Origin of the sequence: Streptosporangium sp. NBC_01755 (assembly GCF_035917995.1) — a bacterium.
Classification (GTDB): domain Bacteria; phylum Actinomycetota; class Actinomycetes; order Streptosporangiales; family Streptosporangiaceae; genus Streptosporangium.
Genome location: NZ_CP109131.1, coordinates 7,394,782 through 7,416,350, shown reverse-complemented (window position 1 = coordinate 7,416,350; position 21,569 = coordinate 7,394,782). Strand labels below are relative to the sequence as shown.

20 protein-coding genes are annotated in these 21,569 nt (G+C 67.9%); 4 read left to right on the top strand and 16 right to left on the bottom strand.

The window, feature by feature from the left end:
- Window positions 1-443: 443 nt before the first annotated feature.
- Window positions 444-887 carry an SNF2-related protein gene (locus OG884_RS37730; RefSeq protein ID WP_442811588.1) on the top strand — a complete coding sequence of 148 codons (444 nt, stop codon included), beginning with the start codon at window positions 444-446 and terminating at the stop codon, window positions 885-887.
- Here the strand turns inward: OG884_RS37730 and OG884_RS34015 are convergent.
- From OG884_RS34015 to OG884_RS33955, 13 genes are all read right to left on the bottom strand, one after another.
- Window positions 775-1,533 carry an MBL fold metallo-hydrolase gene (locus OG884_RS34015; RefSeq protein ID WP_326639722.1) on the bottom strand — a complete coding sequence of 253 codons (759 nt, stop codon included), beginning with the start codon at window positions 1,531-1,533 and terminating at the stop codon, window positions 775-777. The genes OG884_RS37730 and OG884_RS34015 overlap by 113 nt on opposite strands.
- A 229-nt stretch (window positions 1,534-1,762) precedes the next feature.
- The gene (locus tag OG884_RS34010; RefSeq protein WP_326639720.1) at window positions 1,763-2,311 is read right to left on the bottom strand and encodes a hypothetical protein; all 549 of its coding nucleotides are present in this window, start codon (window positions 2,309-2,311) and stop codon (window positions 1,763-1,765) included.
- The gene (locus OG884_RS34005) at window positions 2,308-2,775 is read right to left on the bottom strand and encodes a hypothetical protein (protein ID WP_326639719.1); all 468 of its coding nucleotides are present in this window, start codon (window positions 2,773-2,775) and stop codon (window positions 2,308-2,310) included. The genes OG884_RS34010 and OG884_RS34005 overlap by 4 nt, the downstream gene beginning before the upstream one ends.
- Window positions 2,776-2,814: 39 nt before the next feature.
- On the bottom strand, window positions 2,815-3,597 hold the full coding sequence (locus OG884_RS34000) for a hypothetical protein (protein WP_326639717.1): 783 nt from the start codon (window positions 3,595-3,597) through the stop codon (window positions 2,815-2,817).
- 25 nt (window positions 3,598-3,622) lie between these two features.
- Window positions 3,623-4,147, bottom strand: a complete 525-nt coding sequence (locus OG884_RS33995; protein ID WP_326639715.1) for a hypothetical protein — start codon at window positions 4,145-4,147, stop codon at window positions 3,623-3,625.
- Between the two features lie 48 nt (window positions 4,148-4,195).
- Complete coding sequence (locus OG884_RS33990; RefSeq protein WP_326639714.1) at window positions 4,196-5,737, bottom strand: hypothetical protein; 1,542 nt, start codon at window positions 5,735-5,737, stop codon at window positions 4,196-4,198.
- The gene (locus tag OG884_RS33985; RefSeq protein ID WP_326639713.1) at window positions 5,734-7,308 is read right to left on the bottom strand and encodes a pyridoxal phosphate-dependent decarboxylase family protein; all 1,575 of its coding nucleotides are present in this window, start codon (window positions 7,306-7,308) and stop codon (window positions 5,734-5,736) included. The genes OG884_RS33990 and OG884_RS33985 overlap by 4 nt, the downstream gene beginning before the upstream one ends.
- A 1,012-nt stretch (window positions 7,309-8,320) precedes the next feature.
- Window positions 8,321-8,629, bottom strand: a complete 309-nt coding sequence (locus OG884_RS33980) for a transcriptional regulator (protein WP_326639712.1) — start codon at window positions 8,627-8,629, stop codon at window positions 8,321-8,323.
- Entirely contained in the window at window positions 8,626-9,111 is a 486-nt protein-coding gene (locus OG884_RS33975) for a hypothetical protein (protein WP_326639711.1), read from the bottom strand. Before OG884_RS33975 ends, OG884_RS33980 begins: the two co-directional genes overlap by 4 nt.
- Window positions 9,112-9,164: 53 nt before the next feature.
- Window positions 9,165-9,371: a hypothetical protein gene (locus OG884_RS33970; RefSeq protein ID WP_326639710.1), complete on the bottom strand. Its 207-nt coding sequence runs from the start codon at window positions 9,369-9,371 to the stop codon at window positions 9,165-9,167.
- An 87-nt stretch (window positions 9,372-9,458) separates the two neighbouring features.
- Window positions 9,459-13,805, bottom strand: a complete 4,347-nt coding sequence (locus OG884_RS33965) for a caspase, EACC1-associated type (protein ID WP_326639709.1) — start codon at window positions 13,803-13,805, stop codon at window positions 9,459-9,461.
- Window positions 13,792-14,172 carry an effector-associated constant component EACC1 gene (locus tag OG884_RS33960; RefSeq protein WP_326639708.1) on the bottom strand — a complete coding sequence of 127 codons (381 nt, stop codon included), beginning with the start codon at window positions 14,170-14,172 and terminating at the stop codon, window positions 13,792-13,794. Before OG884_RS33960 ends, OG884_RS33965 begins: the two co-directional genes overlap by 14 nt.
- Before the next feature lie 354 nt (window positions 14,173-14,526).
- Window positions 14,527-15,318, bottom strand: coding sequence for a TetR/AcrR family transcriptional regulator (locus tag OG884_RS33955; RefSeq protein ID WP_326639706.1), 792 nt, complete (start codon window positions 15,316-15,318; stop codon window positions 14,527-14,529).
- Between the two features lie 77 nt (window positions 15,319-15,395).
- Here OG884_RS33955 and OG884_RS33950 point away from each other — a divergent pair, with 77 nt between their 5' ends.
- Window positions 15,396-17,714 (top strand): excinuclease ABC subunit UvrA, encoded by a 2,319-nt coding sequence (locus tag OG884_RS33950; protein WP_326639705.1) that lies wholly within the window; start codon window positions 15,396-15,398, stop codon window positions 17,712-17,714.
- A gap of 201 nt (window positions 17,715-17,915) precedes the next feature.
- Here OG884_RS33950 and OG884_RS33945 read toward each other — a convergent pair whose 3' ends face one another.
- Window positions 17,916-18,530 carry a TetR/AcrR family transcriptional regulator gene (locus tag OG884_RS33945; protein ID WP_326639704.1) on the bottom strand — a complete coding sequence of 205 codons (615 nt, stop codon included), beginning with the start codon at window positions 18,528-18,530 and terminating at the stop codon, window positions 17,916-17,918.
- A 70-nt stretch (window positions 18,531-18,600) separates the two neighbouring features.
- Here OG884_RS33945 and OG884_RS33940 point away from each other — a divergent pair, with 70 nt between their 5' ends.
- On the top strand, window positions 18,601-19,425 hold the full coding sequence (locus tag OG884_RS33940; protein ID WP_442811587.1) for an acyl-CoA dehydrogenase family protein: 825 nt from the start codon (window positions 18,601-18,603) through the stop codon (window positions 19,423-19,425).
- A 45-nt stretch (window positions 19,426-19,470) separates the two neighbouring features.
- Here the strand turns inward: OG884_RS33940 and OG884_RS33935 are convergent, their stop codons facing one another.
- Window positions 19,471-19,638 carry a hypothetical protein gene (locus tag OG884_RS33935; protein ID WP_326639703.1) on the bottom strand — a complete coding sequence of 56 codons (168 nt, stop codon included), beginning with the start codon at window positions 19,636-19,638 and terminating at the stop codon, window positions 19,471-19,473.
- A 68-nt stretch (window positions 19,639-19,706) separates the two neighbouring features.
- Between OG884_RS33935 and OG884_RS33930 the strand changes: the two genes are divergently transcribed.
- Window positions 19,707-19,853, top strand: a complete 147-nt coding sequence (locus tag OG884_RS33930) for a hypothetical protein (RefSeq protein ID WP_326639701.1) — start codon at window positions 19,707-19,709, stop codon at window positions 19,851-19,853.
- Window positions 19,854-19,960: 107 nt separating this feature from the next.
- On the opposite strand, the gene OG884_RS33925 is transcribed toward OG884_RS33930, so the two are convergent.
- A complete protein-coding gene (locus tag OG884_RS33925; protein ID WP_326639700.1) occupies window positions 19,961-21,565 on the bottom strand; it encodes a carboxymuconolactone decarboxylase family protein in 1,605 nt (534 codons plus the stop codon).
- Window positions 21,566-21,569: the final 4 nt, after the last annotated feature.

Here is a 21,569-nt window from a genome sequence, read left to right as displayed (position 1 = left end):
GTCTGGTCGCTGGATAATTGATGCCGTGGTCGGCCTCATGGTTTTCGGTTGGACTATTTTGATTAGCGGCCTGCCATTTGAGACATCCGGCCCGAATCACCTTTGGATCACCCCTCCAACCCTTCTCGTTTTGGCCGGAATCGGCTGGGTAGCGACCGGAAGTTGGCTCGCGCGCATAATTAGAGATCTTCGCAAATAGGGGGCGCTTTGCGCCGGCAGGGCAGCCCTCGAGCCGATCGGCGGCGGGTAGGCGTCGGTGGTGTCGCTCATGACCGATTCCCCGGTGTGCAACCCGCCCACGCCGCGCGCAGAAGGGTCTCGATGGATTCCTGGGAAACGGGTGCGGGATTGGACGGCGGTACGACCTTCATGACCCGGGCCGCCGTGTCGGGGATGTCGAACTCCGCCATTGGGAGATACGGCCCCCCGGCCCGACTCCGCGAATGGACCGAACATCACCCACCCGCAGAACGTCCGATTCCAGCCGAGACCGGTTGAACACCGTTCGCCCTACGCGGCCCGCGCAGACGAGGGGCAACATCACCGGGCACTTGGTCGTGGTGGACGAAGCACACTCGCTCCGCAACGCCAACACCCGGCGGGCCGAGGCGCTACGCAGACTGCCCCCGGGTAGCCCCCCGAAGCGGCTGGTGATGCTCACCGCGACCCCGGTCAACAACAGCCTCTACGACCTGTACGACCTGATCTCCTATGCCTTGTCGGCCAGTTCACCTCGTCGCACCATGAACGATAATCCAACTGCACCTGGGATGATCATTTATAGACAGGCCCCAGGGGGACCGGTCGTCCCGAGGTGGTGGAAACGAGCAGATGGTCGAGACCGGCTTCGGAGAAGGCGGCGTGCACGTCCGCCTGGTCCTCGGTGAAGTGGGTCCAGCCCTCGACATGGAGCGGCACGACGTGCCGGGCTTTCAGCAGGCGCGCGGCGATCACCATCTCGGTGGCGTTCAGGGTGAGCCGCCCGTCGATCATGGGCGTGCGGACGGCGCCGCCGAACAGCAACGCGATGTCGACGGCCGGGAACCGCCCGGCGATGAGCTCCACGTACTCCAGCGAGGCGTTGTCCCCGCTGATGTAGACGGTGGGCAGCCCGTCGCCGGTGAGCACGAAGCCGGTGACCTGACCGACGATGGGCTCGCATCCCGGCGGGCCGTGCAGGGCGGGAACGGCGGTGACGCGAACCCGGCCGACGTCATGGTGCTGCCAGGGGTGCATCGGGGTGACCCCGATGCGCGCGGCGGCCTCGGGCGTGCTCAGGGTCAGCGGTGCGGCGGACATCATCTGGCGCCCCAGCCTGTCCAGGTTGTCGGGATGCTGGTCGTGGCTGAGCAGCACCAGGTCCACCCGGCCGACGTCGGCCGGGGAAAGGGCCGGGCCGATGGTCTTGGTGAGCGTGAGCGGCCCGACGGGGTGATCTCCCGGCGGATCGAAGGTCGGATCGGTGAGGATGCGCAGCCCGCCGAGTTCCAGCAAGGCCGTCGGGCCGCCGATCACGGTGATGGTGGTCGTCATGGGCGGGTCCGTTCGCTGCGCGGTCGGGCATCGTCTGGATCATGCTAGCCCTGTTTTCCGCCGATGACCCCGATTGACGTGGGGTGATTACCCGCTGCACCGGATCAGATGCGGCTGCCGACCTGCAACGACGATCGGCCGCGCGCCGGTCGGTCATGGTCGCCGCCCGGCGGCGACCATGACCTCCACCTCCGCCTTCACCGCACCGCGCTCGCGGCCCCGGAGACCGTCAGACGGGCATTACCCGCAGGGCGGGATAGCGGGCCGAGTTCAGGTACAGCTTGTCGGTGCCGTGTTCCTTCTCAAGCTCCAGGACGAACCGATAGCGGTAGAGCCCCGGCCGGGCGTCGCTCATCACCGCCCCGGCCCAGTAGTAGTAGACGGCGGTGTACTGGTCGCGCATCCGGTCGGGAGCGCCGTAGATCTTGAGCTCGGTCATGATCCGGCGTTCGGCGACGTCGTCCTCGTCGCCCTTCTCGATGTCGAGGAAGACCAGGTTGTTGATCTTCGGCATCGGCGGCCAGGTGCCGTCCGGACGGCGGTGCATGTCGATCGGGCGGATGATCCAGTTGATCACCTGCCCCTGCTTGCAGATGGTCTCCAGGTGGTCGGTGCCCTGCCCGACCCCGCCGACGCTGTTGTCCATCATGTAGAGGCAGCCGTCCAGGGACTTCGTCGCGGCGGCCTTCTCCATGTCGACGAGGGTCACCACGTTCAGCTGGACGGAGTTGAGCTGGCCGCGATCGGCGAAGTCCGCAGCCGCGTATTCCTGGGTCATCGGCCTCCCTTTCCCTCGTTGGCGGGACCGGCCAGGACCGGCCGGGCGGTGGGGGTGAACGGCGTGCTCACGGTGCCGAGCAGGAACGAGAGCCGGTACGGGACCGGTTCGGTGAGGTCCTGCTTGACCTCGGCGGTCCAGAACACGATGTCGGTGCCTGGATACACCTTTCGCGTGGGCTCGGCGATCCGCTGGTCGATCTCGATGTCGATGAGGGCCGCGTAGGTCTCGCACTCCAGCGGGATCACGTTCCACAGCAGGGTGTCGCCCTTGCGTACCCGGCTGTACAGCTCGGGGGTGCCGAAACCGGTGGACCCTGCGGCCCTGTTGGTGTCATAGAGATAGAGGTTGTCGTCCAGGTTCTCCGACGCGAGCGCGGCCACGGGGTCGACCACCGCGGTGATCGTCACGGGCCGGACCGGCCGGGCGGGCCGGCGTTCGGGCTGTCTGTTCCTCGGGGGCATGCGGCTCCTTCACTCGAAAGTGCTTCGGCTCGGACCTGGTCAGCCGGCGGCCGGGACGGGCGGGAGGGGGAGCACGCCCACTCCGGCGCCGGTGAACCCGTTGCGCTTCGGGTCGTTGATGATCTTGAGGCTGGACTCGCAGGTCAGGTCCACGGACTCCCAGACCAGCTCGTCGTTCTGCTCGACCAGCTCGTGCAGCTGGACGTGCACCGTGTACGGGTAGACCCCGGGCCGGCTCGTGTCCACGGTCGCGGCCCAGTACCAGCCGTCGTAGATCATGTCGGGTGACCCGTACTGGGCCGGGTACATGATCTTCTCGGTGACGGCCGGGCCGGTGATATCGGTGATCACCGGAGCCGGGTAGTTGTACGCGCCGGGGCTGCTCGTGGTCTCACCGGTGACGTCCAGCAGCTTGGCCTCGGTGAGGCCGCGCCCGCCGCCCGACTTGCGGGCGTGCCTGCCGACCCGCTGCTGCAGCCGCTTGAGATCGTCGTCGCTCACGCCGCCCTCACCGCTGAGCGCGGCCAGTTCCTCCAGCGTGCGCCGGTCGTCGGCGCGTTCCTGCTCGGCCAGGTAGTTGCGCGGCACCGTCGGGGGGATCGACCCCAGCGCCGCGGGCAGCCAGTTCAGCACCTGCTCGGTCGCCTGCGACCCGTCGAGGAAATGGGTGCCGGGCACGATCGTCACCAGTTGCTCGGTGCCCACCCCGACCGAGCCGAGCAACTTCATGTTGTCGAACCAGTACGTGTTGCCGTCGAGCGACCGCGTCCGGAGCGCGTTCTCGACGTCGAAGAGCACGATGATCCCGTGTTGCTGGGCCATGAAACCGCCTTTCGCAGAACGTGACTCACACGCGCAGCAGCGCGGGCGAGTCGATGTGCAGCACGCTGTTGGGTCCTTCGTGGAGCTTGAGGGTGAGCCGGTACCGGTACGGGACACCGGGCGTCATGTCGTAGGGCACGACGCCCTCCCACACCAGTAGGTCGTGGTTCTCGTGCCCGTTGGAGTCCATGGCGTCGGCCCCGGTCCCGGGCACGGCATCGGGTGCCGGAACGGTGGAGGGCTCCACCGGGTACGGCGGCACGGTCTGGTCGGCCGGGTACGGCACGGTCTGGTCGGCCGGGGGCGGGACGGTCGCACCGGCCAGGAACTCGATGGCCTGGATCTCGACCGGAGTCTGCACGTCCACGTGGATGGGCGTCCAATGGACGACCTGTCCCGGGACCACCACCGTGACGAGGTCGGGGGTCCCCTGGTGCTTACTCCCCGCCTCGCTGTCGTCGATCAGCGAGAGGTTGCCGTTGTGCAGCGTCCGGTCGGACAACGCCCCGACGGCGTCGACCATCACGACGATGCTGATCTTATCTTTCATCGATCCTCCCTTGTCGGATGTCATTCGGGCGTACGGGCCACCACGTGCTCAGCCTCGGTCCCTGACCAGCGGCGTCTTGCCGACGGTGGTCCGCTCGATCTGCGGTGAGGAACGTGGCACGAACACCAGCCGGAACCCGTATCCGGTCTGCTCGATGGCCGCCGCGTTGGCCTCCCGGTCGTTGAAGAGCGACAGGGAGCTCGGCAGCGCCTGGGTGAACAGCTGCCGCGTCCCGCTCGGGCCGAGGCCGAGCTCGACGACCGCGGCCATGCCCTCGGCGTCGTCCACCGCCGCCAGCAGGGTGAGGGTCCGGTCCTCACGGTGGTTGTGGAACTGGACCTCGTGCGCGACCAGGTCCAGGTCGACGCCGGTCGTCGAGCGCAGCCGCCCGCGCAGGGCCGCGTAGGCCAGCGTCGCCGAATACTGGCTGTCGTTGAGGTGCAGCACGTCGGCGGTGCGCCCGGCGAACTCGAATCGCTCGGTGCGCAGCCCGGCCCCGTTCAGGGCGGGGCGGCGGATCATCCGATCGCCGAGCTTGAGCCGGAGCAGCGGCGTCTCTTCGGCGTGCAGCCGGGTGACGACCAGCTCGCCCTCCTCGCCTTCGGCGACGGCACGGCCGTGCTCGTCCACGATCTCCACCAGGTGCAGCCCCGGCACGGCGGAGAGTGCCTGCGAGGTGTGGTCGAGCTGGAGCCCGACGCACTCGGCCTGGGTCGCGGCGAAGTAGCTGAGGATCGACACGTTGGGAAAGAACGCCTGCAGCTCGTCGCGCTTGCGCTGCGGCAGGGACCCGCTGCCGTACATGGCGACCCGGAAGCTCGCCCTGGCATGCGGGGGCAGGGCCGCGCCCAGCTCGGGCAGGAGCCCGATGCCGGCGGTGATGCCCATCAGCGCCTTGTGGCCCGGGTAGGAGAACATGTGCTCCAGCACCGGCGCGCTCACCGGCCCCGCGCCGATGTAGTTGACCCCCGGGACGTGGGACAGGACGCCGCCGACCATGGTCCCGCTGCTCCACATCTGGTAGTCGGCCAGGGTGGTGAACAGCCAGCGCGGCGCGGGGCCGCGCAGGTAGCGGCCGAGCTGGTAGGCGCCCATGAACGCCCCGGCGATGCGGTAGGTGTCGCGCAGCTCCCGCAGGGAGTACACGATCTCCAGGGGCATGCCGTCCCCGGTGCCGCCGCTGGCCACCACCTCGAACCCGCCGCGGTCGAGCGGCACGACCATCCCGGCCCGCGCGCCCATGAACATGTCCCGCTGCACGGCCTTGTCCGAGAGAGGGATCCGCTCCCACTCGGACATGTCGGCGGGGGCGCCGCGGATTCCGAAGTAGTGCAGCCGCTCGCGCCACAGCGGGTTGAGCAGGGCGACGCCGACGAGTTGCTGAAGCCGGCGGAACACCAGCGCGTTCTGGAGGTCGAGCGGCGACTCGCAGTACGGGACTCCGGCGAGCCGCCCGCACTCCTCCAGCTTCCCCGCGAACGACGGCAGCCGGGTGACGTCGTCCACCGAGCGGGGCCGCAGCTCCTCCTCGGGGATCAGTCGTGCCGCCAGCTCCGCCGAGGCGGCGATGTCCAAATCCATCATGGTCATGAATGACTCCCATTCCGCTGGTCGTGCCGGGCCGCGGCGCTCGCGCGCAGCACCCGTTGCCCGATGTCCCTGATCTCAGCGATGAGCATGGCCAGGTGGTCGGCGTCGATCAGGTGGTTCATCACCACCACGCGCAGCGCCGCCACCCCGTCGATGTCGACCTTGGAGATGAAGAAGCGCCCGCCGCCCCGGATCCGGTTGCGGATCTCCAGCTGCAACCGGTGCACGGTCGCCGGTTCCAGGCCGTCCGGCCGGTACCGGAAGCACAGGATGTTGGACTCCGGCTCGTGCGCCACGGCGAAGTCCGGCTCGGCGGCGAGCATCCGGTACGCCTGCCGGGCCACCGCGCACAGCCGGTCGATCCGCTGCGCGAACAGCGCCGGGCCGTAGACCGACCAGACCGTCCAGAGCGGCATGATCATCGGACGTTTCGTGCACTCGAAGCTCTTGTCCGCGCTGTCGTAGGCGCTGTAGACGTCCGGTTCCTCATCGAAGACGTAGCTGGCGCGCTGCCGGAACGCGCCGCGCGCCGCCGCGCCGTCGCGGTAGAAGAGCAGCGTGCACGGCGCCGGCATGAACAGCATCTTGTGGGCGTCCCAGGTCAGCGAGTCGGCCTGCTCGATGCCGCGCAGCCTGTCCCGGTGCCGCTCCGACAGCAGCAGGCTCGCCCCGTGCGCCCCGTCCACATGAAGCCAGAGCCCATACCGGCGTGCCACGGCCGCGAGCTCCTCCAGCGGGTCGAAGGCGCCCATCGACGTGGTCCCGGCCGAGGCCACCAGGCAGAACAGTCGCAGACCGCGCCGACGCGCCTCGTCCAGTATCGGGCCGGCCAGATCGGGGCGGATCCGCCCGGCCCGGTCGACCGGGAGCCGGACGATCTGCCGTTCCCCGATGCCGAGCACCCCGGCCGCCCGGGTCACGCTGTAGTGGGCCTCCTCGCTGACCGCGATGGCCGGGGGACCCGACATGCCGCCGGCGCCGCGCGTCCAGATCTGTGGGAAGGCACGGTTGCGGGCGGCCAGCAGCGCGGTCAGGTTGGCCAGGGAGCCCCCCGAGGTCGTCACCATGGCGAACCGGTCGCGGTCCCAGCCGATGAACCGGTTGAGCTCCTCGGCCATGAGCCGCTCGGCGACGCTGGGGAGCTGCCCGGCCTCATAGAAGGAGGAGGGCTGGTTGACCACCGAGCCGACCAGGTCGATAAGGCTGGCCAGCGGCACCACGCCGGAGAACTGCCGTCCCATGTAGCCGGGTGAGTAGACCGGGATGCCGGTCCCCGTATACAGGTCGACGATCTGGTTCACCCGGTCGGCGTCGAAGTCGGCGATGCGCCGCCGTTCCGGGGTCATCAGTTCCCGCGCGGCCTTCAGCAGCACCGCCGGGTCGAGGAGGTCGAGTCCCCGGACCGACCGGTCGCCTAGATACGTCGTCAGGCGGCTGACGATGTCCACGGCGCCGTCGTGGAAACGTTCGGGGTCGAAGGCCGCGGTGAGGCCCGGCGTGGGTGACCGGGAGCCTTCGCCGGTCGTCGGCTCTGGAAAGGAACTTTGGACATCGGAAAGCGAACTCGTCACGGAGGAGACTCCAAACGATCCGGCGTCGAGAACGCCCATATGGTCGCGCCTGGACGAGAATTCGGACATGGTGAATTGAACTCTCGGGCGATCACATGAAGGTTCTCGCGAATAAATGCGTGATCTACGGTGATGCGTCGATCTAGAAAGAGATCCCCGGCATCCGGGGAAACGAGGCGGCATTCGTGCCACCGCTGGGCCGTGCCGGCGGTTTGGAACGGTCCAGACTTGGGGGGGTGTCGATCGATGATAGTGGGAGATGGCACGAGAGGGTCTCGTTGCCCCTTGTTAACACCCTGTTCGAGCAGTTCGGATCGGTCCGGCGAGGATGTCGCCGACGATCAGGATCTGAAGGGGACCCGGTGCGGCCGGATCGCGATTAATTCGACCTGAATTTCACCTGATGTATGCGTGGGCACGCCCGTCATGTAAGTGAGCTAATCATTGATGACAGGGGGGCGCAAGACCTCGAATGCAGGTGGAGTGGCAGATTCCGGCCACTGTTACTTACGCGCGGCGATTGAGATGGGGGATGTTCGGTGAGTCTTGACCGTTTTGCGGTTTATGAGTTTTTCTCACAAACCTGGATTAAGCTCGGAATTCGAGGCCGTCGCCTCGGCGGGCGATCCCGTTAACAGAACATTCTTATTGCATGTGGTTGTATTCTCAAAAATGCGACAGAAGCCTCAACGAGGCGTTGAACCAGTCTTTCCCGGCATATCGACACTAAAAGAGGAAATCCCTAACGTTTTCGGGCGGTGCCAGGCCCGCCCGTCGGCTCTGGCCGGCGAGTGTCGATCCAACCGGCGAGGAGCTTGCCGACCGCCTGGTGGGAGACTCCGAGCAGCAGGCCGATGTCCCGATGGGGAAGCCCCTGATCGTGCAGACGGCGCGCGGCCTCGCGTGAACGACCTGGCGTGACTGCCACCATGCACATCTGGCGTCTTCGAGAACTCGAAGCCGTACCGCTTGGCCAGGCAAGCCATCCGGCCAAGCAGATCGTTCCGTTTCCTCAGTCGGGGAGGACCGAGAGGCCGGACCGGGCGACGATGGCCTGGAGCGCGGCGACGTGGCCGGTGTAGGCCGCGCGCCCTTCGCGAGTGAGGCTGAACCACGTCCTGGGGCGCTTGCCGACGTGTCCCTTGCGGATCTTCAGGTAGCCGGCCGCCTCCAGTGCGCTCGCGTGTTTGGACAGCACCGAGTCACTGATGCCCAGGTTGTCGCGTACGAAGGCGAACTCGGCCTCCTCGGCGGCGGCCAGCAGGGAGACGATCTGCAGCCGGGCCGGCGCGTGGATCGCCGGGTCGAGTCGCGACGTCATCGCTTCGGCGTCTCCGCCCGCCGAACGGTCCGCGCGGACATCCACCGGGCCAGGACGGACGCGGTGACCGCCACGACCACCGTCATGATCACGCCCATGACGGTGCGCGGATAGGCGACGCCGAGTTCCTTGAGCCACAACGCCAGCGCGTAGCCCGCGAGAACGGTGGTGATAAGCCAGACGGCGAAGCCGGCCCATGCCCATGGATCCGTCATGGAGGAGTGCGGGCGCAGGTTCGCGTTCCTGATGTCGCTCACGAACTTGAGGACGGCGACGGCGAGGCCGGCCGACAGGGCCGTCACGGCGATCCAGAGCCACCAGGGGGGTGTGATCTCGGTGACGAACTGCATTCCGGTGACGACGATCCAAACCGCCACCGGGTACCAGGTGGGGAACATCGGCGGTGCGGCGCGCAGGACCCTGTGCTGTGTCTCGTGGACCTGAGCCAGCGACCGCGCGGCTTCTTCGGGAGTGATCTCCATGGGCTGCCCCTCCTTCTTTCCAATTTGGAAAGTACTTTCAAGTTTCCATATCGTCAAGTACTTTCCAAAGCCCGTCGGAACGGATCGGCGTCCGCCGTCCGCCACAACCGCTCCACCGAACGCCGCCTGGAGTGGTCGAGCAGCACCCGGCTCCGGATCCCGAACCTGGCGCGGCCTTCGGCCAGCCCGTCGAGCACCGCCTCCAGCGGCATCTCGGGCTGTCCGACCCGCTCCCCGTATGAGGCGGCGGTGAAGGTCACCTCGACGTAACGAGTGCCCTGAGCGGCCTAATCCTCGCAGAACTCCACGGCGATCCGGCGGAAGTGCTCGAGGGAAACGCCTCACCCTCAGGAGCACGGGGGGTCGTAAGGAAGACCCGGAACGTACTTCTCCCATTCGGCCGCGGTGATCGGGCTGCCCGCCGTGGCGCAGACGCGCCGCGAGACCTGCGCGATGTCGGTGTCCCACAGCCGGATCGTCGCGTCCTCGGAGGCCGTGGCGATGATGTCGCCCCCGGGCTGGAAGGACACGTCGGTGATGGGAGCGGTGTGACCGCTCAGTTCCGCCTCCAGGACGGGACGACGGGGATCGACGACCGAGTAGAGGTGAACGATGCGATCGCCACCCACCGCGGCCAGGACGGTGCCGTCACCGCTGAACGCCACCCGGGCCGCGACCCCCGTGGTGGGCGGGATGACGGCGAGGGGTTGCCCGCCGTGGTTCCAGAGACGGACCGTACCATCCTCCGAGGCGCTCGCCAGAATCCTTCCCGAGGGGTGGAAGGCGACGCCGGTGACGGCACCGGTGTGGCCGGCCAGGTAGGCGCTCTCCCCGGGGCGTCCGGGGTCGGAGACGTCCCACAGCCGGATCGTGTGGTCGTCGAGGCCGCCGGCGAGGAGCGTGCCGGACGGGTTGAACGTCAGCGCGTTCGGGGCGACGAGGGTATCGGGCCCGGCGAGCGACCACGCCGAGGCGGGTGACCGCTTCCCGGTGGCGTCGAGATGCCACACGGCGACTCCGATGCCACCGGAGTCCGGCGCGAGCCCCAGCGCCAGCAACCGGCCCTGCCGCGACAGGGCGACGCCGAAGTGGTTTCTGGAGATCCCCTCTCCCATTTGCACGGTGATTGGCTTGCGTGGATTTTTCACGTTCCACAGCTGGCCGGAAGACGCGAGAACGGAATTCGTCAGGAACGGCCGGTCGACAGAGAACGACAGACTGTTGGTGCTCGCATTGGTGGCGCCCCCCTCCAGCGAGGCCGCCGCCTGGAGACGGGTCCTGTCGGTGATCTGCCACAGTCTGGATCCGTCGAGTCCGGCCGATGCGAGCACGCCCCCGTCCGGAGAGAACGCCACAGCGTTGATCCCGGCCTTGTGGGTGGCCGCGCTGGAACCCGGTAACGGCCAGACCCGGACCGCCCCGTCACCTCCGGCCGTGGCGACCGAGGTGCCATCCCGGGTGATGTCCACCGACCGAACCGGGCCGGTGTGCGGCAGTGTGACGACGATCTTACGGGCGCCGACATCCCAGACGCGGACGGTGTTCTCATTCGCATAGGCCGCCGCGAGCGTTCCGGCGTCGGAGGTGAAGCTGAGAACCGAGGGAATCGACTGCTGCGGCAGAGCGAGCTTGATTGGCTCGCCCTCCTTGCCGGACTTCTTTATGGGCGTGACCACGATTGCGTTCTCGACGCTGGCCCTGGCGATGACGTCGCGCTCTGGGGCGATCACGCTATCGAAGTACGAGTCGCTCACCACCGACCAGTCACGCACCCGCCCAGAGTCCTCCAGGCTCCACAGCCGCGAGTGGAACACCCCCCAAAGCGACTCCAGCAGAAAACGCCCGTCCGAGGAGAAGGACAGGGTGTCGGATCTACCGAAGGCCGGGGTGAGGGCCGCCACTCTTCTGGGCTTGCCGTCGAGTTCCCACAGGACCACCAGGCCGTCGCTCCCGCTGACAGCGAAGATCCTGCCGTTGGGGTGTACGGCCACCGTCCATCCCTGGCCCTTCTCGCCCAGGGGAGTGATCAGGACCGGGTTGCGCGGGTCGGCCACATTCCACAACGACGCCCTCGCGGTGCTCCCGGCGTTCACCAGCAGCGAGTGTCCGTCCGGGCTCCACGCGACCTCCGTCGCCTCGCCGTGTCCCAGGGCTCCGGCGTCGATTCTTCCCGTCTCCCGCTGCGCCGCCACGTCCCAGAAGCGGACGGTATGGTCCGCCCCGACGCTTGCCAGGACCTTCCCGTCGGGGCGGAACCGTACAAAGGTGACCAACCCCTGATGCCCCAGGAGGCGGGTGGCATAAGGAGAGCCGAACGACGACAGAAGACTGCCGCGCGCCTCGACCGTGGGCGAGATCCGGTAGGAGACCAGGCCCAGTTGCATGGCCAGGGCGGGGTCGACGCCCCGCAGCGCGTCGGCCCGCGCGGCGGCCTGCTGCGACGATGCGACGATCTTGGCCTGGTCGGCTTGGTCACGCAGATTCAACGCGAAGGCTCCCCCGGTGACGGCGAGTACCAGCAGGGTGGCCAGCGCCACGATCACCACGCGGCGTACCCGCCCACGACGCCGTTCGGCCAGCAGGTCGGCCTTCTCCGCCCGGTCGCTCGCCTCGACGAACTCCTTCGCCAGATCACTCAGATCCCGGTCGCCCTCCCCGAGCCAGGTGAGGGTGGCCTCCAGCCGCGGGCCACGGTCCAGAAGCGTGGGGTGCCTTCCCTCCTGCTTCCAGACCGCCGCCGAGCCCTCCACCCGCTGGCTGACGAGCAGCCCCGCCTGGTCCTCCCGCAGCCAGGTGGCCAACCTCGGCCAGTGACGCAGCAGGGCCTCGTGCGTGATCTGCGCCACGTTCTCCCCCACCATGACCAGCCGGGCGGCGACGAACCTGTCGAGCACCTGCTCGCTCTGATCATCCGCGGGCAGCAGCTCGGCCGGCGGCACCTGTCTGCGGACGGCTTCCACTCCCTCGCCGACCCAGAGCAGACGGAGCAGGATGCGCCGTGCGAGTCGCCGCCCTCGCTCGTTCAGGCTCTCGAAGGTGTTGTCGGCGGTGGTGGCGATCGCGCGGCTGATTCCTCCCGTCGCCCGGTAGGCCGCCACCGTCAGCACACCGTTCTCCCGGTACTGCCAGGTGACCAGGAGGGCGTGGGACAGCAGCGGCAGGACTCCGCCGGGGTCGGCGGCCGAGTGCGCCCCCATGTCCTCAAGTAAGAGCTCCATCAGCCCGTCCTGCAGGCGCAACCCCATCATCTCCGCGGGCCGTCGGATCACCGTCTCGAGCTGCTCCGGAGACATCGGTCCGACGATCTGCGGGCGTTCCTGCGCGGCGGCCAGATCGGGAAAGCCCGCGCAGTGCCCGAAGAAGTCGGCGCGTAGACCGATCACCACCGTCGCGGGAGGGGGACCGCCGGACGGCGTGCAGGCCCGGGCGAGCGCCGCGACGAAGGCCCGGCGATGGGTCTCCTCCTCGCACCGGCTGAAGGTTTCCTCGAACTGGTCGACCACGATGAGCAGCCCGTTGGGCTCCACGCCCGCGGCCACCTCGCGCAGAGCCTCCGGATCGAGCAGCAGGCGCGTCCGCAGTCCTTCGCGGTCCACGTCGTCGATCGGCGCGAGACGGTCCGCGAGGGCGCCCAGCGGGTCGGCCCCCGGCGTCAGCAGGAGGCAGGCCGGATCGTCCCGGCCACCGTGGGACAGCGCGGCGAGCAGTCCGGCTCTCAGCAGGGAGGACTTCCCCGCTCCCGACGGCCCGGTGACCATCAGCAGGCCGCCGCGCGACCGGTGCTCGCGGACCCGCTCCAGCAGCCTCGCCGTGAGTTCCTCACGACCGTAGAAGTACTTCGCGTCGCCCTGCCCGAACGCGGCCAGTCCCCGGTACGGGCTCTCCTCGTCATCGGCTCCAGAGGACCTGGGAGGCGATGGCTCCGCAGGCGGCAGGTAGGCACGATTGCCCGTCACGACGTGACGGCCGCCGAGATCGATGCTCTGCCGCTTCGGCAGTGGCAGATGACGCTCACGCATGACCCGTTCCAGGTATTCGTGGACGTAGTCGAGCGTCAGCCATCTCGGACCTGCCGGGTCTCCCCTTTCCAGCAGCCGGATCAATTCACCGGTGAACGCGGTGTGCCGTTCGTCCGGCAGTTCCCAGGACAGGCTGGACCCGCCGGCGGAGGTGAGGAGGAACGAACCGTTGAAACGTGTGTTGTCGAAAGCCGAGTCTGCGGCCGAGCGGATCGCGACGACTCCACGACCGGAAAAACAGCAGTCGAGTACCAGGACGACCACCTTCGCCCTGCACACATCCTGGATGATCTCAGGGACGGCCGAATAACGCAGGGCCCGGAAGTCCGCGTTGCTCCTGGTCAGCCCGCCGGTCGACCGGGTGACCAGGAGGAGTTCGTTGTCCGCGCCGATCTCCCCGTGACCGACGTAGTAGAGCACGAACGCGTCGGTGGCCTCCCTTGCCACCTCTGTCACGACGTCGAACAACTCGGTCGGATGGGCCGGATCCAGACACACCGTGAGCCGGGCCGGATCCAGCCCCGCCTGCTCGACCAGGGTCCGGCCAAGGTCGGTGACCGTGTCGGTGACCGTGCGCAGGGGCGGCAGGCTCTGCGGGTCTGCGCCTTCGCTCGACCCAACCAGTAGGACCCTGGTCCCCGGTGAGGTCAGGAAAGCCGGCTCATCCACGGTCATCGGAAGGCAGGGACTTGGCAGCGATCTCCGTGACCCTCTCGGTGAGCTCCCGAAGGCTCTGTGCGTCCAGAGCCTTCACCCCCTTACCGGTGAGCTCGATCTCGTCCGTTCCACGCTTGATCTTCAAGATCACCTCACCCGGACGCGTTCTGAGCCAGGCGATGACCACACCGGCAAGCGCCGCGACAGCGCCGCCCGAGCCCAGGGCGACCTGGACGCCCTCGACCACGGCGCCCATGGCACCCTCCGGCACCACCTCGTGAACGTACGTCACCCCGCCACGCAGATCCCGCTCCTCCAGCAACCAGGTGCCGAGCTCGCGGGCGAGGTCGTGATCCTTGGGGTGCACGGTCAACAGGACGCTCACATGACTCATCTCCTCGGAGGGGCAGCAGCGGAATCAGTGCTTTACATAGATCTCCCACCGGCCGCCAGATGTTTCATAATCGACCGCTTTCTTCCATGAAATATCAGCACGATGATCAACAACCCGCTCTCGCAGTTATTTTGTCCCTATATAGCTAGATAGGCACCATTCGCGACCTAAACGAAATTTAGTGCTATCGAACATGATCTACAGATATTAAGCGAGATCATGCCACCGAGGTCGAAAGGCGGAAATCATCGGTGAACCCCCTCCGACTGCGACACCACGCGGCGGCTGGTGCGCGTCCGGACGTCGATCCCGCCGAGATGGCAGTGGGACACCATTTCCCCGTGATCAGACGCCGGCCCTGTTCATGGCCGCCTCGATGCCGTCCAGGAGGACGGCGAGCCCGGCCGCGAAGGTCTCCCTCGCCTCCTGTTCCAGGTAGGGAACGCTCTCGTCCTCGGACTGGTAGGCGCCCTCGCTGTCGAGCCAGGTCAACGTCGGGAACCGCTCGGCGAAGTCGGGGGCGACCTCCTCCAGCATGGCCGAGCGGGCGTACCACCACTCCTCGTCGGACACCCCGGTCGCCGCCGGGGCCTGGCGCGACTCCGCGACCGTCTGCGCCGCCCCGCGCACGAAGTGGAACAGCGTCCCGACGAGGCGCCGCAGCATCCCGGCCTCAAGGCCGGTCTCACGGAGGATCCGCAGCGCGGTCTCCAGCATCACGTACTCGTTGGGGCCCAGCACCGGGCGCGCCTGCGAGACCTGCAGCACCCACGGGTGGCGCAGGTAGAACGCCCAGGAATCCCCGGCCCAGGAGGTCATGGCCGCCCGCCAACCGGCCCCCAGCTCGTAGTCGACGGGCAGCTCGGCGAGGGCCCGGTCGTACATCAGGTCGACCAGCTCGCTCTTGCTGGGCACGTAGGTGTAGAGCGCCATGGCGGTGCGTCCGAGCCGTTCGCCCACCGCGCGCATGGAGAGCGCGGCCATTCCCTCGGAGTCGGCGACGGCAATGGCCGCATCCACGATCTCATCCACACTCAGGCCGGGTTTGGGGCCTGGTCGCACCTCCCCCGACCTCGGGGTACGCCACAGCAGGGCCATCGAACGGCGCGCGTCGCCCTGTCCGGCGAAGACGACCAACTTGCCACTCCTTACGGCATAAACTAACTTTGTCGGGCTATCTCTTTACGCGATAAGGATATCAAGGGAGAAGGTCCGTGTTCCCCTCCAGCCCCACCCCCACCGACGACCACGGCGCACGGCACGGCCAGGCCGCCGCGGACAGCCACGACGTGATCGAGGTCCGCGGCGCCAGGGAGAACAACCTGGCCGACATCTCACTGGACATTCCCAAGCGACGGCTCACCGTCTTCACCGGGGTCTCCGGCTCCGGGAAGTCCTCCCTCGTCTTCGGCACCATCGCCGCGGAGTCACAGCGGCTGATCAACGAGACCTACACGGCCTTCATCCAGTCGTTCATGCCCAGCCTCGGCCGGCCCGACGTCGACGCCCTGCGCAACCTGAGCGCGGCGATCGTCGTCGACCAGGAGCGGATGGGCGCCAACTCCCGTTCCACGGTCGGTACGGCGACCGACGCGCAGACGATGCTGCGGATCGTCTTCAGCCGGATCGGCACCCCCCACGTCGGCACCTCGACCGCGTTCAGCTTCAACAGCGCCGAGGGCATGTGCCCGAAGTGCGAGGGGCTCGGCCGGGTGTCGGATGTCGACGTCTCCCAGCTGGTCGACGTCGACCTCTCGCTCAACGAGGGAGCGATCACCGCCCCGAACTTCAATGTGGACTCGTGGTACTGGCAGTCGATCGCACACTCCGGGTTCTTCGACCGCGACGTCAAGCTGAGGGACTACACCCCCACCCAGTGGGAGGACTTCCTGCACCGGCCGGCCACCAAGGTCAAGATCGGCACCATGAACACCACCTACGAGGGGCTCCTGGTCAAGGTGCGGCGGCTCTACCTCGCCAAGGATCGCGAGTCGCTGCAGCCGCACATCAGGGCGTTCGTGGACCGGGCCGTGACGTTCACCAGCTGCCACGCGTGCGGCGGCACCAGGCTCAACCCCGCCGCGCTGGGCTCGAAGATCGACGGCCGTAACATCGCCGACTGCGCCACCATGCAGATCAGTGACCTGGCCGAGTTCGTCCGGGGCATCGAGGACGAGTCGGTAGGGCCGTTGATCGCCACCCTGAGCAACACCCTGGACTCGCTGGTCGAGATCGGCCTCGGCTACCTGAGCCTGGACCGCGAATCCGGCACCCTGTCCGGGGGTGAGGCCCAGCGGGTGAAGATGGTCCGGCATCTCGGCTCCAGCCTGACCGACGTCACCTACGTCTTCGACGAGCCCACGGTGGGGCTGCACCCGCACGACATCGAACGGATGAACGGCCTGCTGCTCCGGCTGCGCGACAAGGGCAACACGGTCCTGGTCGTCGAGCACAAGCCGGAGACGATCGAGATCGCCGACCACGTGGTCGACCTCGGTCCCGGGGCCGGCTCGTCCGGCGGGCGGATCTGCTTCACCGGCGACGTGGCCGGGCTGCGCGCGTCGGACTCCCTGACCGGCCGCCACCTGGACCACCGGACCCGCCTGCGTGAGAAGGTACGGCAGCCCAGCGGGCAGCTGTCCATCACCGGCGCCGACTTGCACAACCTCAAGGACGTGAGCGTCGACATCCCGCTGGGCGTGCTGACCGTGGTCACCGGCGTCGCCGGTTCGGGCAAGAGTTCGCTGATCCACGGCTCGCTCCCCCGCCGGGACGACGTCGCGGTGGTCGACCAGGCCCCGATCCGGGGGTCGCGCCGCAGTAACCCGGCCACCTACAGCGGGCTGCTCGATGCGATCCGTACCGCCTTCGCCAAGGCCAACGGGGTCAGGGCCGCCCTGTTCAGCGCGAACTCCGAGGGGGCGTGCCAGAACTGCAAGGGCATCGGCCTGGTCTACACCGACCTGGCGATGATGGCCGGGGTGGCCTCGGTGTGCGAGCAGTGCGAGGGGAAGCGGTTCACCCCCGAGGTGCTCACCCACAAGCTGCGCGGCAAGGACATCAGCGAGGTGCTGGCCATGTCGGTGACCGAGGCCCGCGACTTCTTCGGCTCCGGCCCGGCCCGCGCCGTCCTGAACCGGCTCGCCGACGTGGGCCTGGGCTACCTCGGCCTGGGTCAGCCGCTCACCACCCTGTCCGGCGGCGAGCGGCAGCGGCTCAAGCTGGCCATCCGGATGGCGGAGAAGGCCACCACGTACGTGCTGGACGAGCCGACCACCGGCCTGCACCTGGCGGACGTGGACCAGCTCCTGGCCCTGCTGGACCGGCTCGTCGACGACGGCAACACGGTCATCGTCATCGAGCACCACCAGGCGGTGATGGCCCACGCCGACTGGATCATCGACCTCGGCCCGGGGGCCGGCCACGACGGCGGCCGGGTGGTCTTCACCGGCACTCCCGCGGACCTGGTCTCCACGGGGGACTCGCTCACCGCCCGGCACCTGCGTACCTACCTGGGGAAAAACGGCGCGTAGCTGCTGAACCCGAAAAAATCACTTTTTTGGAGCTTTAAGCGGCGCCCCGCCAGTGGTACTTCCGTTCTAGTGGTCGTCGCAACACCCCAGCTCGGGGACCGAGATCCGCGAGCACCATGGCCGCGTGCGGAGCCGGCCCCAGCCCTGCGAGTTCCGGGACGCGCAAGCCCGTCAGCGGACCGCCCCTGCCGGCATCAGTGGTCACGGTGTTGTCCTCCGCACGTTGGCCGGCTCCTTCGGATCGGCCGTCAGGCTGGTCATGACCAGGTCGGCGAGTTGGCGGTACGCTTCGGCGGCGTCGAGCCCGGTGGTCGCCTGGATCGTCCCGTGCTGGATCGCGCCCATGACCTGGGCCGCGGCGGCCCCCACGAACGACGCGTGAACCGGGCGCAGCGCTCCGGTCTTCACTCCCTCGGTCACGAGAGCCTGGACCCGCCGAGCCGCGTACTGAGTGTTCTCCTGGTACACGTCGTTGGCCGGACCGAAGTCGGCCACATCCGCGAAGAACATGGCCGAGGCCGGCTGAAGTTCCGAGGCGACGGCCTCCAGGTAGATCGCCAGCCGCCTCGCCGGATCATCGGAGGCCACGACCCGGGCCTCGATATGTTCCGCCGCGGTCTTGAAGAACGAGCGCACGGCTGCGACAACGATCTGCTCCTTGCTCGGTGCCACGGCGTACAAGGTGGTTCTCGAACACCGCAGCCGTTCCGCCAGATCTCCGATGTTGAACGAAGAGAATCCCTCGGTCAGGAACAGCTCTCGGAGCTGAACCAGCATCTCCTCGCGGCGCGCGCGAGCCTTCCCTGGAAGTGGCATGACGTCGACCTTATGGCAGAGTACCAGAGCCGATACCGTGGTACTCGTTCCGGTTCTCGGAGGATTGTCCATGCCCGCATCACGTGTCATGCCCACCGGCGAGAGTGCCGACCTGATCACCCTCGTCCGGGACCTCGCCGACAAGGAACTCGCGCCCCGGGCCGCCCGGGCCGAGGCCGACGAGGAGTTCCCGCGCGAGGTCTTCAGGACCCTCGGCGCGGTCGGCCTCCTCGGCCTCCCCTACCCCGAGGAGTGCGGCGGCGGAGGCCAGCCGTACGAGGTGTACCTGCAGGTACTTGAGGAGATCGCGGCGATCTGGTCGAGCATCGGCGTCGGTGCCAGCGTGCATACCCTGGCGTGCTTCGGGCTCGTCAACTTCGGCACGGAAGAGCAGCGGCGGGCGTGGCTGCCCGACATGCTCGGCGGCGACCTCCTCGGCGCGTACTGCCTGAGCGAGCCGCACGCGGGCTCTGATCCCGCCGCCATGAGGACCCGCGCCGTCCGGGACGGGGACGACTACGTGCTCGACGGCGCGAAGGCATGGACGACCCACGGTGGGCATGCCGACTTCTACCAGGTGATGGCGCGGACCTCGGACGATCGCAAGGGCATCTCCTGCTTCCTGGTCCCGGCCGACGCGGAAGGCCTGAGCGCGGACCCGCCCGAGCGCAAGATGGGCCTGACCGGATCCGCGACCGCCACCATGCGGCTGGACCACGTCCGTGTTCCCGCCTGGCGCAGGATCGGCGAGGAGGGCGATGGCCTCAAGATCGCACTGGCCGGTCTCGACTCCGGCCGGCTGGGAATCGCGGCGGTCGCCACCGGCCTGGCCCAAGGGGCACTCGCCGGGAACACCGGCGAAACGATCACCACCTACAGCAAGGAACAGGACTGATGGAAGTCCGCGACATCGCGGCGGTCGTCACCGGCGAACACGAGGTCAGGACGGCATCCGCGTCAACACCATCGCGCCGGGCATCGTCGAAACGCCGATGCTGGAAACCGTCTCCGCGGAGTTCCGTTCGGGCTGGCCTCCGGTGTGCCCTTCCCGAAGCGCCTTGCCCGGCCCGATGAGTACGCCCGGCTCGCGCCGGCGATCATCCATCACGACTATCTCATCAGCACACCCCACCACCTCGGCCGCCCGCCCCGAGACGCCCGGTTCTCGGGCTGCCCATGATCGCGATAATCGGGCTCGCTCTTCTCGCGGCGCCCCGGGTCGTGCTTCACGACCTGGATGTCATCCACGAGGGCACCTTCGTGAACGCCCTGTTCGTCTTCGTACCGGGCTGCTGCTACCGCGTGAGCGCGACAAGACGCTGACCTGCCTGGCCGGGGCCGAGCCCGTGGTCTGGGCCCCGGAATGCGGCGGCGTGGCGGCTGGGACGGCACCGGTGGAAGATTGAGAGGTCCCTTGCCTGGCTGTTCGGCTACCGTGCCGTTTCCCCGTCCGATACATAATGCAAGGGCAGCCACCTCTCGCCTTCCCCGGCCTCTCCGCCGCGCTGACCTGCTGCAGGAAACTCGCCAAGCTCACCAGGTGAGGCATCGTCCAAGGGAGTGTCTCGGGTCTGGTGGGCGGTGCGCCAGCCGGAGGGGATGCGGTAAGGGCCCATCCACGGTTCGAGGGGGACGCCCCAGCTATTCAGCGCGAAGGAGACCTTGTGGTACTCGCCGATCAGGGTGACGAGTTCGATCAGTTCACGCTCGCCATAGGTTTCCGACAGGATCGCCCAGGTGCGGTCGGAGACCACTGACTCGGTGTGCAGTTCGTCCACGGCGGTCAGCACCGCCCGCTCGTGCCGGGTCCATGCTCCCAGGGAGATGTCCCGGGAAATCAGGTCGATCTCCTCTTGAGTGAGGCCGACGCCGAGGGCGACATGGTAGTGGTGATTCCACTGGTAGATCGCCGAACACGCCCACGCGCCGCGCAAGATCGCCATTTCGCGCTGCCGTGGCGGTAGGACGCCGTCGATCACGCCATGGGCCAGGGGCATACTATCCTTGTACAGCTTGGTGTGCCGCACAAAGGTGGTCATGACGTTCGGTATGTTCACACTGTGCAGCTCGAAGATCGAGTTCTCTCCCCCGACGAGGCCCAACGCGTCCAGTGTTTCCTGGTCACGCTCACCGGGGGCGACGGGTGCGATCCGCGGCCGTCGGCGGATGCCCTCGGCGATCTCGGCGGCGGTGGCCAGAACCCCGCTGACCGTGCGCTCGGTGCTGTCGCCCAGGGAGTCGTAGACGGTGGCCAAGGTGATCGCCAGGTTCTCCCGGCAGGCCCACTGCTCCCAGCGGCCGAGCGGCAGGTCGACCGCGGCTTCCTCGACCGGCATTCCCTTGCGGTAGCGCACCTCCGCCTCGCTGTGCAGGTGCTCGAGATAGTCCCGCAGATCGATGATCCCGGTGATGTCGGTGACCGGCCCGTACCCGGGAACCACCACAGCCGGCCGTAGCGCCACGAGCTGGACGCACGCCGCACGCCACTGCTCGATCGAGCCCGACCACGACGCGGGATGCACACCGTTGACGACAGCGGCACCGGTGATCAGCACCGCCTCGTCAGGAAGCCACACGATCGTGTCGGCGGCGCTGTAGGCGCGCCCGATGTTTTGAACCTCGACCAGTGTGTGGCCGACCTTGAGGTCGGTCGCACCGCTGAAGGTTTGATCAGGTGTCAATCGCCGGGCCGCGATTCCGTGGGTGCGCTGGGATCTCCCGAGATAGGCATCGAGGGGAGAACCCCGCTCCACCTCGACGGCGTCGAGCAGAGGGCAGCCGGCGAGTGCGGTCGCCGTCTCCACCGAGGTGAGTGTCGTGGCGCCCTCCGGGATGTGCTGCCCGGAGTCGGTGTCGGTGAGCACCACCGTCTTCGCCGCGCCTTCGCCGTGACTGAGCAGCTGTCTCGTGGCGTCCGCACTGTCGAGAGTGCCGACGAGCATGCCCCCGCTCATGTCACCTCGCACGTACGTCGCGTTGCGAGTGGTTCCGTCGTAGGCGATCCACACGGACTCGCTCAGGTGTTCGTAGTACATGTCC

Excerpts from the sequence above, each read along its gene's own strand:
- OG884_RS37730 (WP_442811588.1), top strand. The coding sequence starts at position 444 with ATGGACCGAACATCACCCACCCGCAGAACGTCCGATTCCAGCCGAGAC.
- OG884_RS34015 (WP_326639722.1), bottom strand. The coding sequence starts at position 1,533 with ATGACGACCACCATCACCGTGATCGGCGGCCCGACGGCCTTGCTGGAA.
- OG884_RS34010 (WP_326639720.1), bottom strand. The coding sequence starts at position 2,311 with ATGACCCAGGAATACGCGGCTGCGGACTTCGCCGATCGCGGCCAGCTC.
- OG884_RS34005 (WP_326639719.1), bottom strand. The coding sequence starts at position 2,775 with ATGCCCCCGAGGAACAGACAGCCCGAACGCCGGCCCGCCCGGCCGGTC.
- OG884_RS34000 (WP_326639717.1), bottom strand. The coding sequence starts at position 3,597 with ATGGCCCAGCAACACGGGATCATCGTGCTCTTCGACGTCGAGAACGCG.
- OG884_RS33995 (WP_326639715.1), bottom strand. The coding sequence starts at position 4,147 with ATGAAAGATAAGATCAGCATCGTCGTGATGGTCGACGCCGTCGGGGCG.
- OG884_RS33990 (WP_326639714.1), bottom strand. The coding sequence starts at position 5,737 with ATGACCATGATGGATTTGGACATCGCCGCCTCGGCGGAGCTGGCGGCA.
- OG884_RS33980 (WP_326639712.1), bottom strand. The coding sequence starts at position 8,629 with ATGACGTCGCGACTCGACCCGGCGATCCACGCGCCGGCCCGGCTGCAG.
- OG884_RS33975 (WP_326639711.1), bottom strand. The coding sequence starts at position 9,111 with ATGGAGATCACTCCCGAAGAAGCCGCGCGGTCGCTGGCTCAGGTCCAC.
- OG884_RS33965 (WP_326639709.1), bottom strand. The coding sequence starts at position 13,805 with ATGACCGTGGATGAGCCGGCTTTCCTGACCTCACCGGGGACCAGGGTC.
- OG884_RS33945 (WP_326639704.1), bottom strand. The coding sequence starts at position 18,530 with ATGCCACTTCCAGGGAAGGCTCGCGCGCGCCGCGAGGAGATGCTGGTT.
- OG884_RS33940 (WP_442811587.1), top strand. The coding sequence starts at position 18,601 with ATGCCCGCATCACGTGTCATGCCCACCGGCGAGAGTGCCGACCTGATC.
- OG884_RS33930 (WP_326639701.1), top strand. The coding sequence starts at position 19,707 with ATGATCGCGATAATCGGGCTCGCTCTTCTCGCGGCGCCCCGGGTCGTG.
- OG884_RS33925 (WP_326639700.1), bottom strand. The coding sequence starts at position 21,565 with ATGTACTACGAACACCTGAGCGAGTCCGTGTGGATCGCCTACGACGGA.